The following is a 15,961-nucleotide window of genomic DNA, read 5'->3' as shown; positions in this document are numbered from 1 at the left end:
TGCTTGGCATAACCAGGTGAGCTATTTTGCGCCTTTCACAAATCCTAAAAATGCATCGACCACCCGGTTGGGGCGGCGATCATGGCGAGTGATTAGCACAAACGGAATCTGATAACGTTGGGTACCCGGCTGAATGGCGCGCATCTTATGGGCATTAACCCATTGGGCGGCAACATGTTCAGGAAGAAAACCGATAAACCGTCCAGTGAGAATCAAAAACGCAGCGCCCTCCCGGTCAGAGGCAGAGGCTTGTAAATTTAACGCATCATGTGCTTTACGCGCATCGCTGGGGAGTGGATAGCGAGGCGTTATCGCTGGATAAGCGGCAATCTGTTCAAATGTGAATGCGTCATCAGTTGCATTAAACAGCGGGTGGCCAGCGGCGCAGTAAAGAAACGAAGGCTCCTCGTACAACAGGTGCGTTTCTAAGCTGGAGGGTAAGTTAACCGCGGGCACAACGCCGACATGCAAGTGGCCATCCATGACGCTTCGAATAACGGCATCTGAAGGCTCCATGTGAATATTAACGGTGACCTCATGATTTGGCGCGGTCAGCTCGGCGAGCGCATGGGTAACATGCATAGCAGGCAAGGTGACCAAGTTATCGGTGATACCGATATTCAGTTCGCCCTTGATAGTATGATGTAATGCGTTTACATCGCTTTTAAAGGCTTCGAGCGCGGTCAGTAGTGTCAAACCTGCTTGGTAAATTTCCTTGCCTTCTTCGGTTAAACTAAAGCCGCCTCGGCCACGCTGGCATAGCGAAAAGCCTAGCCTACCTTCTAAATCATTCATGTGTTGGCTAATGGCTGAACGACTGATGCCTAAAGCGGTTTCCGCAGCGGTGAAACCACCGCACTCCACGACCGTTTTAAAAATACGCACTAAGCGTACTTCGTAGTCACTCATTTGGCCTAACGATGCCATGACAGCCTCTTATTGAGTAAAATAACGACTTTTATGAGCTTTTTGCTGAAAATAGATATACATCAAAAACAAGCCGCGCCACTATTTAAAACCGCCTACGAGGAGCCGTTGTGGTCTATTTTTCACTATTCTTTTTATACTGTATCAGGTGTGCTGCGGGATATCTGAATAAGGCCTACATATAATGCTGCTACCTCGCAGTGATCGGGTAACTAACAAAAGCCAGGCAATGCCTGGCTTTCGGCGCCAAAAGCAGCGCGTTATTACGCTCTACATTTTGTCTTTATGTATGATGATTGCGCTGTTTGGCTGGTTGCTCAAAGGCCAATATCACCAAGAAGTCACTGCGGCTGAGTCCCGTGTGATTGCTCGTGCGAACGTGGTGTCAGAATGGGTAATAGGCATGTTTGGGAAGAGCAGCCAAGGTTTGTTTAGCCTGGCCGAGTTGCTCAATGTTCACCAAGAAAACTCTTTGGGATTGGATGGTTTAGAGGCGGAAAGTGCAGCTGCCGTCCAACGAGCGCTCGACAATCTTACCGAGTACGTGCCGCTAATCTATAGTGTTAGTGTATTAGACCCTCATGGGCGCCTACGTTTAAGCAGTAACGCTAATCGAGATGTTGAGGAGGGGATTGGCGACAGCGTCTTTTTCAGCACCTTTCAACAAGGTGACCAAGACGAAATGATGACGCCGCTTATTTGGTCGGCAAGCAAGCAGCGTTTCTTTCTCTATCATGGCAGGCGTCTAGTGAATGACCAGGGCGACTTCGCTGGTGTGATTGTGTCTCGTATCATGCCGCATATCCTCAATAGTGCGCTGCAGCAAATGCGAGTGTACGACGGTGAGAGCATGGCACTGATAGATGAGAGTCTAAAAGTAGTTGCTCGGCACCCGGCTCCCCATGAAGGCAGGTTTATTGGTAGCCAGCTTGATGCGCCTGAGACACAGCAGTGGTTAAACAGCGGTAGTGTTACTCGGACATTAACCGCGATCTCGCCCCTTGACGGAAGTAAACGCTTATTTCACATGCAACGCATTAGTGACTATCCGGTATTTGTTGCTGTAGGTGTTGACCTTCATACGCTGATGGCTGGATGGCGCCAGCGTTTGCTGGTGTTATTGTTGGTCGTTGGTTTAATTACGCTGTTAGGGGCTTGGGGTGTTCGCCACTACTTAAACCGCCTTGCGTTAGCTTATCAACTACATGAGCGAATAAAAGAGCGAGAGCTAGCAAGAGCCGAAGCGCAAGCGCGTGGCGCACGTATGGATGCTTTAGTCCACTCGATTCAGGATTTGATTTTTGTATTTGATGTAGAAGGGCACTTTAGCTATATCCATGCGGCTTCCCCTGAGCAGCTGCTTGTTAAAAGCCAAGATGCGCTGGGAAAGCACTTTTCTCAGGTCTTGCCAGCTCCTTTGGCTGGTGCATTTGCCGCCGTTTTTGAGCGAGTGCAGCAGTTGCATAAAGTAGAAAGATTTGAGTATCCGCTGACCATTGACGCGCAGCCACACCATTTTCATGCCACCGTGAGCCCGCTAATAAGTAGTGCTGGACAGTTTGAGGGAGTGTTATCGGTGAACCGTGATATTACCGAAGCGAAGCGCGCAGAAGTTGAGCTGCAGATTGCAGCGGCTGCTTTTCAAGCGCATCTAGGCATCATAGTGGCGGATGCACGGGGAGATATTTTAAAAGTTAATGAGACGTTTAAGCGTATAACCGGCTACAGCGAAGCTGAGGTGATCGGCAAGAACCCACGTATGTTTAGCTCTGGTCACCATAACGCAGCGTTTTATCGTCGCTTGTGGAAGCGGGTGATGACCACAGGAAGCTGGGAGGGCGAAATCTGGAATCAGCGCAAAAATGGTGAGCTGTTCCCTGAGTGGCTGACGATCAGTGCTGTTTACGATGCAGACGGTGTGCTGACTAACTACGTTGCCACCATGAGCGATATTAGTGAGCGCAAAGCCGCTGAGCAAGAGATCCACCAACTTGCGTTTTATGATCCATTAACAGGCTTCGCAAATCGACGTTTGTTTATGGACAGAATGGAGACAGCACTCAAAGAGCTAAACCGCCACCAGCGCTGTGGGGCGTTACTGGTGATCGATATCGACCGTTTTAACCATATTAACGATACCCTGGGGCACCTTGCCGGCGATCAGTTGCTTCAGCGGGTTGCCCAGCGGTTTGGCCAAATGTTGCGCGATACCGATACGTTGGCTCGCCTGGGGAGTGATGAATTTGCCGTGCTTATTGAAGACATCGATGGAAGCCCACGTCAGACACGTCGCTTAGCAGAGCATATTGCCCAGAAACTTCTGGTGGCGCTTGATGAGCCAGTTAATTTTTCTGAAGAACAGATCATGGTCACCGCATGCGTCGGGATTACGGTTGTGTCCGATAGCCAGCGAAGCGCCGAAGACTACCTTCAGCAAGTCGACATGGCTTTACTACAGGCGAAGGCGAGTGGGCGTCGTGCCATACGCTTTTTTGATCCTTCGATGCAAGCTGCGCTACTGGCAAGGGTTAAGCTTGAAGCCGACTTGCGGCAGGCATTAGAGAGTCATCAGTGGCGTCTCTATTACCAACCTCAAGTTGATCGCTGTGGCCACTATACGGGCGTTGAGGCACTGCTACGCTGGCAGCATCCAGAGCGTGGCATGGTGTCACCTGGCGAGTTTATTCCGCTCTTAGAGAGCACCGGGCTGATTAATGAGGTTGGCGAGTGGGTCATTGAAGAGGCGTGCCATCAGCTAGCTTGCTGGGCAGCAACGCCACACCTGCATGAGCTGACGATTTCGGTGAATATCAGCCCACTGCAGTTCCGCGATAGTGATTTCTTGTCTCGCTTACAGCAGGTCTTTGTGCGTACAAAGGCACCGCTTGAGCGCCTCAAACTTGAAGTTACCGAGTCGCTGTTTGTGGAAGCGCGCGACGATGCGCGTGACAAAATGCTGAGCCTGAAAGCCCAAGGTGTGCGTTTTTCTCTGGATGATTTTGGAACCGGTTATTCATCGCTGGCGTATCTTGCCCAGTTGCCGCTTGATCAGCTTAAGATCGATCAGTCGTTTGTCCATCAAGTGTTAGAAAGCAGTGCTAATGCGGCCATTGTGGAAAGTACGATTGCCCTGGCAAAAAGCTTAAATCTTGATGTCATTGCCGAAGGCGTCGAATCAGAGAGCCAGAAAGCGTGGCTGCTGGCTCATGGCTGCCAAGCTTTTCAAGGTTATTTGTTTGGACGCCCTATGCCGGTAGATGCTATCGAGAAAACGTTTTTAGCTCAACAGCGCTCCTGATGATTGCAGTTCTGTCACTAAATTGGTGTGGGTATTAGCGTCATTGTCGGGGGTAATCACCTCCAGCCGCGAATCTTGCCGCCAGGCGCTATTGCCGAGACTAAGTGTTCCATCGGCTCGATTGAGCTGCTTCCAGCCCTGCTCGGTATGAAAGACGCCTTTTACTCGCGCAGATGCGGGAAACTCACTCAAGTGAGCGGCCAAACGATCAAGGTCAAAGCGTTCACTGGGATGCCAGCGAAGACCTGTGCTGGTATATCCAAGGGCACTAGCCGTCTTGTGCTGAGGCTGACCAGGCGCAGGAGCCGTATCAAAAAAAGTGCCTTCCAGTGTCGGGGTTGCCATCATTTGGCGGTGCGTATCAGGAACAGCGGTATCTTCTTGTTGGGCACGGGTCTGGGCGCTGTTTAACAGCAGCGATAGCGGCATCGTGCCATGCTCACTGCGATGAACCCACTTGCGTGGTGGCCAGAGCTCCGTCACAAACCGCTGCGCATGTTCATGCTGTTCGGTACTGGCCTGCTCGCCCATCGTAATGGCGATGGCATCGGCCATGGCCAACTGGTCTTGAAAGGTCTCGTGTTCACGGACCCGAGGCTCATCTAACCGGCGCGGATCTAGGGTGGCAATAATATCGTGCACGGCGACAACATCTTGAAAGGCTTCGCCGCGCAGTAAATCGAGTAAGCCAGCTGGATGGCCAAGCCCCGAAGGCTCAATAATGACGCGGTCTGGTTTGTTACGGGCGAGCAAATTGACCAATGCAGCCTGTAGCACAAAGGCCAGCTGGCAACATAGGCAGCCACCGGGGAGACCTTTGACAACGACGTCGTCGCGCTGCTCAAACATCGCTTGATCAATGCCTATTTGGCCAAACTCATTGACTAAAATGGCCCACTTCTCATCCACAGGCTTTTGCTCGATTAGGCCGTGAATAAGCGTAGTTTTACCGCTGCCTAGAAAGCCCGTAATGATATGCACTGGCACGCGAGTAGCTGACAACGTTTAACCCCCTGTCATATTCATAAAGCGCACCACCTGGACATCGCCATCGGTCGTAAAGTGATGGCGCTCGGGCTTGAGCGGCAAGGCATTAATAATGGCGGTTTTCAACGCCAGCATATTGCCAGGGTGTCGGCGTAGTACAGCACGTAAATCGACAGAGTGTTCATTGCCTAGGCAGAGCAGTAGACGGCCTTCAACGGTTACCCGTACGCGGTTGCAGCTATCGCAAAAGTTGTGACTATGGGGCGAAATAAAGCCAACCCGACTGCTGCTATCGGCCATTTTAAAATAGCGCGAAGGCCCAGGTGTGGTTTCCGTTGTGGGCATGAGCGGGTAGCGTGTCTCGATCAGTGCTTGAACGTCGTCACTAGAGTAAAAGGTCTCGGCTCGAGAGTGATCAGACACATCGCCCAGCGGCATCTCTTCGATAAAGCTGATATCTAGCTCTTCTTGGCGAGCGAACGTAACGAGGTCCAGCACTTCATCATCATTGCGCCCCTTTAGAATTACTGCGTTAAGCTTGATACGTGAAAAACCAGCTTCTTTAGCGGCGTGAATGCCGTCAATCACTTTCGCTAAATCACCTGTCCGAGTCAGCTGTTTGAAGCGCTTTGGGTCAAGGGAGTCAAGGCTGATATTGAGTCTGCGCAGCCCCCCTTGATAGAGCCGTTTGGCGTGTTTACGCAGACTGGCCCCGTTCGTGGTCATGGTGAAATCGTTGAGCCCCGGCAGCGCGCCAATGTCGTCCACAAGCTGCTCAATGCCATTACGTACTAGCGGCTCGCCCCCAGTTAAGCGGATTTTCTCAACGCCTAGCTCGGTAAACGCCTGAGCTACCATGGCGAGTTCTTCCAGCGTAAGCACTTTCGCTCTTGGCAGGAAGGTCATCTCTTCGCTCATGCAGTAAACGCAGCGGAAGTCGCAACGATCCGTCACGGAAATGCGTACATAGCTAACACGACGGCCGAAATCATCAATGAGTGTTTCAGCAATTGGTTGTTTAGTCATGGCCACCTCGTCAGTGGTTGAATGCAGACTGCGTCGCCTGGCTGGGCGCCTGCTTGATCATCACCCAGCTCAATCAGGCAGTTAGCAGCTACCATCGAGGTTAAAATCCCAGACCCCTGCGCTCCGGTACTACGTACCTGCAGCACACCGTGAGCATCGCTTGAATAAATGCCACGTATAAAATCGGTGCGCTTTAGGCGACTTTTTAGCGGAGTTTGGGTAATGGCTGTTAAACGCCTCGGTGGAACGGGAGATTGTTTTTGTAAACGTTCCAATAATGGCACTACGAATTGGCTAAAGGTTACCATGACCGCAACGGGGTTGCCGGGTAAGCCGACAAATGGCTTGCGCGATTCACCCAGCCAGCCGCAGGCCATGGGGCGCCCGGGGCGCAGCGCCACGCGCCAAAAAGCTAATTGGCCTAATGTTTCCAACGCTTCCCTGGTGTAATCGGCCTGGCCGACAGAAACGCCTCCACTGGTAATAACTAAATCACACTGCGTCGCCGCGCTAGCCAGGGCATTTTGAATGGTGGTGGGGTCATCAGGCAAAATGCCCAGATCCATCACTTCAGCACCCTGTTCGTTGAGCAGGCCCAGCAATGTAAAACGATTGGTGTCGTAAATGCCTGCGCTGGGCAGCGCTTCGCCAGGGGGAGTGACCTCATTTCCAGTAGAGAAAATCGCCACCTTTGGACGCCTGAAAACACAAACCTCACCATAGCCCAGTGAGGCGATTAACCCCAAGCAGGCGGCATCTAGCCGCGTGCCAGCTACCAGTGCTACCTCGCCTAGGGCAATATCTTCCCCTGCTTGGCGCACATGCTGACCATGGCTAACTCGATCGGGAGAGTCAACGGTGACACTGCTGTTATGCTCGCTAAGCTGCTCGCGCATGATAATGGTGTCGGTGCCTGACGGTAACGGGGCACCCGTGGTAATGCGTACGCATTGGCCGAGAGGTACGCTGCCTTCAAACGCTTGTCCGGCAAAAGCATCGCCTGCAATCGGCCATTGAGTTTGATGAGGTTGCTCTCCTGGCCACGCCAGGGCGATACCATCCATGGCTGCATTGGTATTCTGTGGCACGTTAATTGGCGCAATGATATCGGTGGCTAAGCGTCTGCCATAAGCTTGGCTCAGCGCTACCGATTCTACCGCAACGGGCTGTTCAGCCAAGGACAGTAGTGCCTCTCGCGCTGCGTCAACGCTGAGCATTTGCTCACCGAGTTCGAAGCACGACAGGCTCATGGTGTTTCCCTCGAGGCAGCGTTGTTAGCGACAGAACCTAGCGTTAGCTCCAAACGAGCCTTTTCCTCTTCGGTATTGAGGTTGGCAAATGTTTCCGGGCAATCCGACATATCGACCTTGCACCATGAGTGGCGAGCGTACCAGCGGTCAATTTTACGTTCGCCCTCAGCCAGCGCATTCGCTAAGTCATCGGCAAGCGAGGTGCGCAGCAGTGCGACGACTGGGTGCAGGCGCTCGCCGTCAAACGCAACGGCGATATCGTGTTCACCACTCTCTGAGGTGATGCCCGCCACCATACGCGCCACTAGGTCATTAGGTAGGGCAGGTGAGTCGCAAGGGGCAACCAGTAGCCAGGGCGTTTTAGCAGCGCGCAGGCCACTATAAATGCCCATCAACGGGCCTTTAAAGCCGCCTTCCACGTCTTCAATAACCCGACTTGCAAACAGTGCATAGGCATCTGTATTGCGATTGGCGTTGATCAATAGTTCGGATACATGGCTATCAAAGCGTTGAGCCACATGGGCCACGAGCGGTAGTCCCGCGAAGGGTTCAAGGCCTTTGTCACGCCCACCCATACGGCGGCCTTCACCGCCCGCGAGAATCATGCCAGTGAGGGTTTGCGGGGTGATCATAGACCGGCCTCCTTAGACGTGCGCGCACTGGGTGGCTTGGCTGGAATGGCATCTAACGTTAGGCGGTTAGCGGTATTAATCGCCTGGAAGTGTTTGCCCTTAGCCCGAGCAATCAGCATCACGCCGAAGCGTTCCGCCAGCTCCACGCCTTTTTGGGTCACCCCAGAACGTGAAACCAGCACGCTGATCCCCATTTGCGCCACTTTCAACACCATTTCGGAAGTTAGGCGGCCAGTGGTATAGAAAATATCAGCACTACTGCTTTCGGCCTGGTTGAGCCACTGGTGGCCTGCCAGGGTATCCACCGCATTGTGACGCCCGACATCTTCAACGAAGTCGAGCACGCGGCTTTGCTGGCACAGCGCGCAACCATGTACTGCTCCCGCGCTGCGATAAGTCTCGTTGTAGGTATTCAAATTGGTTAGCAACTGATAAAGCGTTGATTGCGCCAGCGTTGTCTCAGGTAACGCAGAGAGCGATGTTTGTTCCAGTAATTTGCCGAACACGGTCCCCTGACCGCAACCCGTGGTGACGGTACGAGTACTCAGCCGGTTGTCTAAATCGTCAGGTAAATAATCGGTGACGACGGCGGCGGACTCGACCTCCCAATCCACCTGTACCGCCAATAAGTCTTCCGCGCGGCGCAGTAATCCCTGGTTGCGTAGATAGCCCACCACCAAGGCTTCAGGGTCATCGCCTAGCGTCATTAGCGTGACAATTTCACGTTTATTGAGGTAAACCGTCAGCGCGCGCTCTGCGGCGATGGCTTGTTGGCGGGAGTCGCCGTAAGCATCCAGCACATCGATTGTCGTCGTGGCCGGTAAGCGGGCTCGGCTTAACTGAAGGGCGGGCATCCGCAATCCTCGTTGGAACCTAGTGAAGAATCATGTAACGCATACATGTAAATTATAATAGTTGAGTAAAACACTCTGAGTTGACGATGATGGCGCTCAAAAGGCTTACTTGTCTACCCATTCAAGGTCTAAGGTGGTCTATCCGTATGAGTGATAATCTGCGCTCTTTGAGCATTACCTTGGTGGCAGAGCCCAAGCAGGTGAGGGGCTTTACCTTAACGCAATGGCGTATCGCCGAGCTGACGCCAGGTGAGCAAGGTGACTATGTGCTTAGCCTTCAACTGTCGATGACCGAGCGTGCGGCCTACCGCTTTAACCTTACGTCAGTAACTCCGCGTCTTTTTGTTCGCGCTGGTTTTACCGGACAAGCGCCCAAGCCTGATGCTATTACTGCAAGCCAAGATGTTGCGGCGGGGTGGCTTGATGGTGAACAGCAGGTACTCGAAGCATCGATGCCGATGGCGATTCAGGTATGGTTGGAAAGCTATTTAGCGCGCCATGGTGAAGCGCCATCAGAAAAGCGCAAAAAGAAGCATAAGGGAGCCGGTCGGGCTAAAGACACCCCGACCAAGGAGCAGCCCCAGTGAGCAGGCTTGAACGCTGGTCACGTAAAAAGCGTGGCGTTGAAAGCAACGAAGCAGACGTAGCGTCAGAGAACCCTCCCAACGGCAGCGCAGAGCCGAAGTCAGAGCTAGGGCTAGAGGCCGATGCGCTAAGTGCTACTTCCAGCGAAACTGAGTCGTTGGATGCAGAGGCTAACGTTGATGACGCGCGTCCCCTTCCTGGCAGCTTGGATCACACTTTACCCGACCCTGATAGTTTACCGGCAGGCAGTGATTTTAGCGCGTTCATGGCACCTGGTGTCAGCGCTGCACTGCGCCGCCGTGCCCTAAAAAGGCTATGGGCCACCGGTAACTACAACGTACGCGATGGGTTGGATGACTACGATGCTGATTATCGTCAGCAGCTTAAACCTATGGCCACTGAGCTTGCAGGCAAGCTTCGCCGCTGGGCAAACAAAGCGGAAGAGGCAGTCGATAGGCCAGCAGAAACAGCTGGTGAGAGCATCGCGGATGACGGAACTTCTACCCCACATGAAGACGTTAATGCTTGTATAAGCGAGAGTGGTTGCGCAACAACAGCGTTAATAGACGACCAGTCTGATTCATCTAACAGCAAGCTAGACGAACGTATTAAAAAGGAGTAAGTGTTTTTATAAACAGTTGGTTATGGTGATTTTTCTGATGATGCGTTGAGACGCTGATGCGCTTTAAAGTGGCGAAAAACGCGTAAGCACCATACGCTCAAGGTAGGGAAAGCGCTAAGATATGCCATTAAAGTAAATAACATAACTTTTAATTATAAAAAAAAGACTTTCTGACCGTGAGAATGCATGAACCAACGAATCCAACTGGCATCGGTAGATGACCAGGTTAACGTCACCGCCCGCGAAGCGGTACGCCAGCGTATCTCGTGGCCGGTTAACTTAACGCCTGCTAATGTGACTTATCACAGCCGCGGTCATGCGCTGTTGATGGGCAATTCACACGATGTTAGCCAAGCTGCCCGAGTGTTACAGGGGCGTGGCTTGGCATCGTTGACACTGCTAACAACGGATTCTACCGTTGATTTAGCGGCGGCCAACGAGCCTCTCATCTGCCAAACGCTAACCGATACCCAACAATCTCAACTGCGCATCACTGGTTATCTGGGTGCCTTTCGCGTTGAGGTAGCGCCCGCGAATGGCGACACACTCAATTTGGCTCAAGCACTAATTGAGCGTGATGTGTTTGACGTGGTGCTCGACTTAACGGCAGCAGCCATGTCGAAGGCCACTCATGTATGGGAAATCCCACCGCCGGGCTATGTGTGTCTGGATTGGCTAGCCCAAGAAGCGCGGCGCGGTGAAATTCTGGAAAGCGTTATTGAACTCGTTGGTGAATTCGATAAACCGCGTTACTTCCAGGTTAATAGTGATCTCTGCGCACACTCCGCGAGTGGCAACGTGGGCTGTACTCGCTGTTTGGATGTTTGTCCGGCAGATGCCATTTCCAGCATTCAAGGGCGCATTGAATCGCGTATTGAGATTGACCCGTTCCTTTGCCAGGGGGTGGGCAGTTGTACCAGTGCTTGCCCAACCGGTGCGATTGAATTTCGCCTGCCGGAAACCCGTCGTCAGCAAGACACCTTAGCGACGTGGCTGGCCGCCTATCGCGAGGCGGGCGGTCAAGCGCCTGTGATGCGTTTTGTCACCCATGACTTTCTCGATGCTGAACGCCAAGCAGGTGCTGTTACGCCAGGCCATCTGCTTGATGCCCCGCTTGAAGAGCTGGGGGCTGCTGGCCACGACCAGTGGCTTACCGCGCTGGCGAACGGGGCTGCCGAGGTGCGTATTCAGTTGCACGATGGGATGCCGCCTCGTTTAACCACGTTCATCACCCACCAAGTTGCTCAAGCCCACGGCTTACTGGACGCACTGGGGCATGATGCCGCGCGGATTAAACTGCTGCCGCCAGAGTCGGCGGTTGAACGCGATGCACTTCCCACGCTTACGCCATTAACCGATGCTGCGTTGACCTTTACCGATCCCCATAAGCGCGCCCGCTTTAATCAAGTGCTCGCAACACTTGCAGCGCTTGGAACGCCTAGTAATGACCGGCATAGCATGCCTGACGGGGCCGCTTATGGCGGCATTCAAGTTGATCGTGAAGCCTGCACGCTTTGTCATGCCTGCGTGAGTAATTGTCCGACACCGGCACTGAAAGCAGGGGGCGATACACCCGCGCTAAGTTTCTTGGAGTCCGACTGTGTGCAGTGCGGGCTATGTGAACAGGCGTGCCCTGAAAGCGCGATTACGCTACTTCCTGGTTTTTTAGCGGCGCCGGAACGCGACACACGGCAAGTTTGTCACGAAGAGGCGGCCTTTGAGTGTATTGGCTGCGGCAAGCCGTTTGCCACTGCCAGTACGGTAGCGACCATCAAAGCGAAGCTGGCTAACCACCCCTATTTCGCGGGCGATGCACTCGCGCGGCTAGAAATGTGCGAGGACTGCCGGGTTAAAGATGTGTGGAAAACCATGATCCGTGACCCTGATGCGCAACTAAAGGTGTAAAGCAATGAGTGATGCAATGCCCACACTTAGCGATACAGACGCACTGCGGGCCGATATTTATCAGCTCTTAGCCAGTTTGCTACGCCAGGCGCCCGACGGTGAGTTATTAGCGTGGCTAGCCAGTCTAGATATTGAACAAGACGGCAGCCGATTGGCGGAGTGTTGGTCAGCGCTCTCAAATGCTGCTGGCCAAAGCAGTGTAGATAGCCTGCAGCGTGCCCACTTTCGTCTTCTGGTTGGCGTCATTCAGGGCGAGATAGTGCCTTATGCGTCTTGGTACCGAAATGGGGAATTAATGGAGGCAGCATTAGTTGCATTACGCCAGGACCTTCGCGCGCTGGGGTTTGAGCGTAGCGAGCATACCCGCGAGCCAGAAGATCATTTGGCTGCTATATGTGAGGTGATGGCAATGCTGATTACGTCCCAGAGCAGCGAGCAGAGCTACTTCTTCCAGCAACACATGGCTCCCTGGTCAACGCGCTGCTTTGACGACCTCACTAGAGTCGACACTGTTTTTTACGCATCGCTTGGCCAGTTAGGCGGCGCGTTTATGGAAAGCGAGCAGGCAACGTTGAGCGAAAGAGCGGCCTATCAAGCGGTGCGGATTGTGGAGCCAACGACAACCGCAGCCGGCGCGGCGCGCGACGTCACACCGTGAGTGGCAGTGCGCAGCGGTAAGCGAATAATAGGGCCAGCTGGCCATGCAGAAGAATAAGGGCATGATAGAGGAGAAACCCATGCACACGTCACACAACTCTGAGCGCCGTCGGTTTATGAAAACCGTTGGGCTAGGTACCGCCGCTGCCGGTGCGGCCGCTGCTGTAGGTCACGTCACGCTAGCTCAAGCCGATAACACCACATCGATTGAGCCTAAAAAACAAACAACGAATTACCACGAAACTGACCATATTCGCGCGTACTATGCGTCGCTGCGTGATTGACGGCGAAATGCCAGGAGAACTGCCATGCGTCTAACTCGCAAAACGAATACTGCCAACGCTTCAGGGCTTGGAATCTCCCGTCGTCAATTTTTAAAGCGTAGTGGCGTCGCCACCGGTGGCGTAGCAGCTGCGGGCTTTATGGGCGCGCCGATGATGCAGCGCGCCGAGTCGGCGAATAAAACCCCTGTACTAGACTCACCCGTTGAGACCAAACGCACCATTTGTTCCCACTGTTCGGTGGGCTGTGGTGTCTATGCAGAAGTTCAAGAAGGCATTTGGACAAAACAAGAACCCGCGTTTGACCACCCGATTAACCGTGGTGCTCACTGTGCCAAAGGGGCCTCGCTACGCCAGCACGGTCACTCTACCCGTCGCCTAAAATACCCCATGAAGCTAGTGGCGGGTGAATGGCAGCGGCTGAGCTGGGACGATGCGGTTAATGAAATAGGCGATAAGCTGCTTGAACTGCGTGACGCCTATGGCCCAGACAGTGTTTACTGGCTTGGCTCGGCCAAGTTTAATAACGAGCAGGCGTACTTGATGCGCAAGCTGGCCTCCATGTGGGGCACCAACAACACCGATCACCAAGCACGAATTTGTCACTCCACCACCGTGGCAGGTGTTGCCAATACCTGGGGTTACGGTGCGATGACCAACTCGCTCAATGATATGCAGAACAGCAAGGCGATTCTGTTCATCGGCTCCAACCCGAGTGAAGCTCACCCGGTCGCAATGCAGCATATTCTCATCGCTAAAGAGCGTAATAACTGCGACATCATCGTCGCCGATCCGCGCTTTACGCGTACCGCAGCAAAAGCCAATAAATACGTACGCCTGCGCCCTGGCTCGGACGTTGCTTATATCTGGGGGCTGTTGTGGCACATCTTTGAGAATGGCTGGGAAGACAGCGAATATATCAGCCAGCGTGTTTACGGTATGGATGAAGTGCGTGCCGAGGTGGCTCAGTTCACGCCAAGTGTCGTGGAAGACATTACAGGCGTACCGGAAGCGGACATGTTTGATGTGGCTAAACGGCTTGCTGACAATCGTCCGGGCTGCGTGGTCTGGTGTATGGGCGGTACCCAGCACACTACCGGTAATAACAATACTCGCGCGTACTGTATTCTAGAGCTGGCGCTGGGCAATATTGGCAAGTCCGGCGGTGGTGCCAACATTTTGCGGGGCCATGATAACGTGCAGGGGGCTACCGACCTCGGCCTTGGCTGTGACTCGTTACCCGGTTATTACGGGTTAGCTGAAGGCGCATGGCAGCACTGGTCCCAGGTGTGGGATGTCGACTATGAGTGGCTAAAAGGCCGCTTTGACGATACCGAGTATGCTGATGGAAAACCGATGTACTCCAGCGGTATTACCGTATCCCGCTGGGTAGATGGTGTACTGGAAGAGGATGAAAATATCTCCCAGCGCACCGCGCTAAAAGCGATGTTCTACTGGGGGCACGCGGTCAACTCGCAAACTCGCGGCGTGGAAATGCAAAAAGCCATGCAGAAGCTTGAGATGATGGTCATTGTTGACCCCTATCCCACGGTTGCCTCGGTAATGCACGACCGCGCTGATGGTGTTTATCTGCTGCCTGCGGCGACCCAGTTTGAAACTACTGGTAGCGTGACGGCCACCAACCGCTCTATTCAGTGGCGCGACAAAGTCATTGAGCCGCTATTTGAAGCAAAGCCTGATCACGAAATAATGTACCTATTTGCCAACAAGCTTGGCTTTGGTAACGAGTTCGTGAAGAACTTTGAGATGAACGGCAACGAGCCTCTGATTGAAGACGTGCTACGTGAAATCAATCGTGGCATGTGGACTGTTGGCTACACAGGTCAAAGCCCTGAGCGTCTCAAAGAGCACCAGAAAAACTGGCATACCTTCAGCTTTCAGAACTTACGCGCCCAAGGTGGCCCTGCCGACGGTGATTACTATGGGCTGCCGTGGCCGTGCTGGGGCACACCAGAGTTTAACCACCCTGGCTCACCCAACCTCTATGACACCAGCGTACCGGTAATGGAAGGCGGTATGGGTTTCCGGGCCCGTTTTGGTATTGAACGCGACGGCGTTAATTTGCTGGCGGAGGGCTCTGCGCCAGTAGATGGCGAGATTGATGACGGCTACCCCGAGTTTACCGACCAACTGCTCAAAGATCTCGGTTGGTGGGATGACCTGACTGACATTGAGAAAACCGCCGCTGAAGGTAAAAACTGGAAAACCGACCTCTCAGGCGGTATCCAGCGGGTGGCGATAGGTCGTGGTTGCGCGCCTTATGGCAACGCAAAAGCACGTGCCGTGGTATGGACCTTCCCAGATGCAGTGCCTAAACACCGCGAGCCGCTATATACCACTCGTCGCGACCTGGTCGGACGCTATCCCACCTGGGACGATTTTGACTCAATTATGCGTCTGCCCACGATGTACAAAACCATCCAGGATCGTGATAACAGCGCTGATTATCCGATTATTCTCACGTCGGGTCGATTGGTTGAATACGAGGGAGGCGGTGAAGAAACACGCTCTATGTCGTGGCTGGCCGAGCTACAGCAAGAGATGTTTGTCGAGATGAACCCCGCGGATGCTAATGATATTGGCGTACGTGATGGCGACGACGTATGGGTTGAGGGTGCAGAAGGTGGTCGAGTGAAGGTGAAAGCCTTGGTCACGCCCCGGGTTGATCGCAACGTTGCCTTTATGCCGTTCCACTTTGGCGGCATGTTCCAAGGCGAGAGCTTACGGGATCGTTATCCGGATGGGTCTGACCCGTACGTCATTGGTGAGGCGGCTAATACCGCCACCACCTATGGCTATGACCCGGTGACACTGATGCAGGAAACTAAGTGCACCATCTGCCGAATTGAGCGGGCTTAAGCCAATAACGTCTCGACCGACCTGACAGAACCCAGCGGGGGGAAATGCCCGCGCTGG

13 protein-coding genes are annotated in these 15,961 nt (G+C 53.5%); 7 read left to right on the top strand and 6 right to left on the bottom strand.

Annotated elements, in window-relative coordinates; genetic code table 11:
• Window positions 1-21 precede the first annotated feature (21 nt).
• Complete coding sequence (locus HVE01_RS11820; protein ID WP_125751869.1) at window positions 22-927, bottom strand: LysR family transcriptional regulator; 906 nt, start codon at window positions 925-927, stop codon at window positions 22-24.
• Between the two features lie 184 nt (window positions 928-1,111).
• Here HVE01_RS11820 and HVE01_RS11815 point away from each other — a divergent pair, with 184 nt between their 5' ends.
• The gene (locus HVE01_RS11815) at window positions 1,112-4,225 is read left to right on the top strand and encodes a bifunctional diguanylate cyclase/phosphodiesterase (RefSeq protein ID WP_146944312.1); all 3,114 of its coding nucleotides are present in this window, start codon (window positions 1,112-1,114) and stop codon (window positions 4,223-4,225) included.
• Here the strand turns inward: HVE01_RS11815 and HVE01_RS11810 are convergent.
• Genes HVE01_RS11810 through HVE01_RS11790 form a run of 5 tightly spaced genes read right to left on the bottom strand, consistent with a single transcriptional unit; the run spans window position 4,205 to window position 8,974 of the window.
• Window positions 4,205-5,227 carry a CobW family GTP-binding protein gene (locus tag HVE01_RS11810; protein ID WP_146944310.1) on the bottom strand — a complete coding sequence of 341 codons (1,023 nt, stop codon included), beginning with the start codon at window positions 5,225-5,227 and terminating at the stop codon, window positions 4,205-4,207. The two genes, HVE01_RS11815 and HVE01_RS11810, sit on opposite strands and share 21 nt — an antisense overlap.
• Window positions 5,228-5,230: 3 nt before the next feature.
• The gene (moaA, locus tag HVE01_RS11805; protein WP_213017540.1) at window positions 5,231-6,238 is read right to left on the bottom strand and encodes a GTP 3',8-cyclase MoaA; all 1,008 of its coding nucleotides are present in this window, start codon (window positions 6,236-6,238) and stop codon (window positions 5,231-5,233) included.
• The gene (gene moeA, locus HVE01_RS11800; protein WP_146944308.1) at window positions 6,235-7,488 is read right to left on the bottom strand and encodes a molybdopterin molybdotransferase MoeA; all 1,254 of its coding nucleotides are present in this window, start codon (window positions 7,486-7,488) and stop codon (window positions 6,235-6,237) included. Before moeA ends, moaA begins: the two co-directional genes overlap by 4 nt.
• On the bottom strand, window positions 7,485-8,120 hold the full coding sequence (mobA, locus tag HVE01_RS11795; protein ID WP_125751857.1) for a molybdenum cofactor guanylyltransferase MobA: 636 nt from the start codon (window positions 8,118-8,120) through the stop codon (window positions 7,485-7,487). The genes moeA and mobA overlap by 4 nt, the downstream gene beginning before the upstream one ends.
• A complete protein-coding gene (locus HVE01_RS11790) occupies window positions 8,117-8,974 on the bottom strand; it encodes a formate dehydrogenase accessory sulfurtransferase FdhD (RefSeq protein WP_125751854.1) in 858 nt (285 codons plus the stop codon). The genes mobA and HVE01_RS11790 overlap by 4 nt, the downstream gene beginning before the upstream one ends.
• A gap of 146 nt (window positions 8,975-9,120) precedes the next feature.
• Between HVE01_RS11790 and HVE01_RS11785 the strand changes: the two genes are divergently transcribed.
• The 6 genes from HVE01_RS11785 (at window position 9,121) to HVE01_RS11760 (ending at window position 15,904) form a co-directional block, all read left to right on the top strand.
• Complete coding sequence (locus HVE01_RS11785; RefSeq protein ID WP_146944306.1) at window positions 9,121-9,561, top strand: DUF3305 domain-containing protein; 441 nt, start codon at window positions 9,121-9,123, stop codon at window positions 9,559-9,561.
• Complete coding sequence (locus HVE01_RS11780) at window positions 9,558-10,181, top strand: DUF3306 domain-containing protein (RefSeq protein ID WP_146944304.1); 624 nt, start codon at window positions 9,558-9,560, stop codon at window positions 10,179-10,181. Before HVE01_RS11785 ends, HVE01_RS11780 begins: the two co-directional genes overlap by 4 nt.
• A gap of 186 nt (window positions 10,182-10,367) precedes the next feature.
• Window positions 10,368-12,086, top strand: a complete 1,719-nt coding sequence (locus HVE01_RS11775) for a 4Fe-4S binding protein (protein ID WP_146944302.1) — start codon at window positions 10,368-10,370, stop codon at window positions 12,084-12,086.
• A 4-nt stretch (window positions 12,087-12,090) separates the two neighbouring features.
• A complete protein-coding gene (locus tag HVE01_RS11770) occupies window positions 12,091-12,744 on the top strand; it encodes a TorD/DmsD family molecular chaperone (protein WP_146944300.1) in 654 nt (217 codons plus the stop codon).
• Between the two features lie 79 nt (window positions 12,745-12,823).
• Window positions 12,824-13,027, top strand: coding sequence for a twin-arginine translocation signal domain-containing protein (locus HVE01_RS11765; protein WP_146944298.1), 204 nt, complete (start codon window positions 12,824-12,826; stop codon window positions 13,025-13,027).
• A gap of 24 nt (window positions 13,028-13,051) precedes the next feature.
• Complete coding sequence (locus HVE01_RS11760) at window positions 13,052-15,904, top strand: molybdopterin-dependent oxidoreductase (RefSeq protein ID WP_146944296.1); 2,853 nt, start codon at window positions 13,052-13,054, stop codon at window positions 15,902-15,904.
• Window positions 15,905-15,961: the final 57 nt, after the last annotated feature.

The organism is Vreelandella venusta (genome assembly GCF_007989605.1).
In the GTDB taxonomy this organism is placed as follows: domain Bacteria; phylum Pseudomonadota; class Gammaproteobacteria; order Pseudomonadales; family Halomonadaceae; genus Vreelandella; species Vreelandella venusta.
This window is presented reverse-complemented; position numbering and strand designations above follow the sequence as displayed.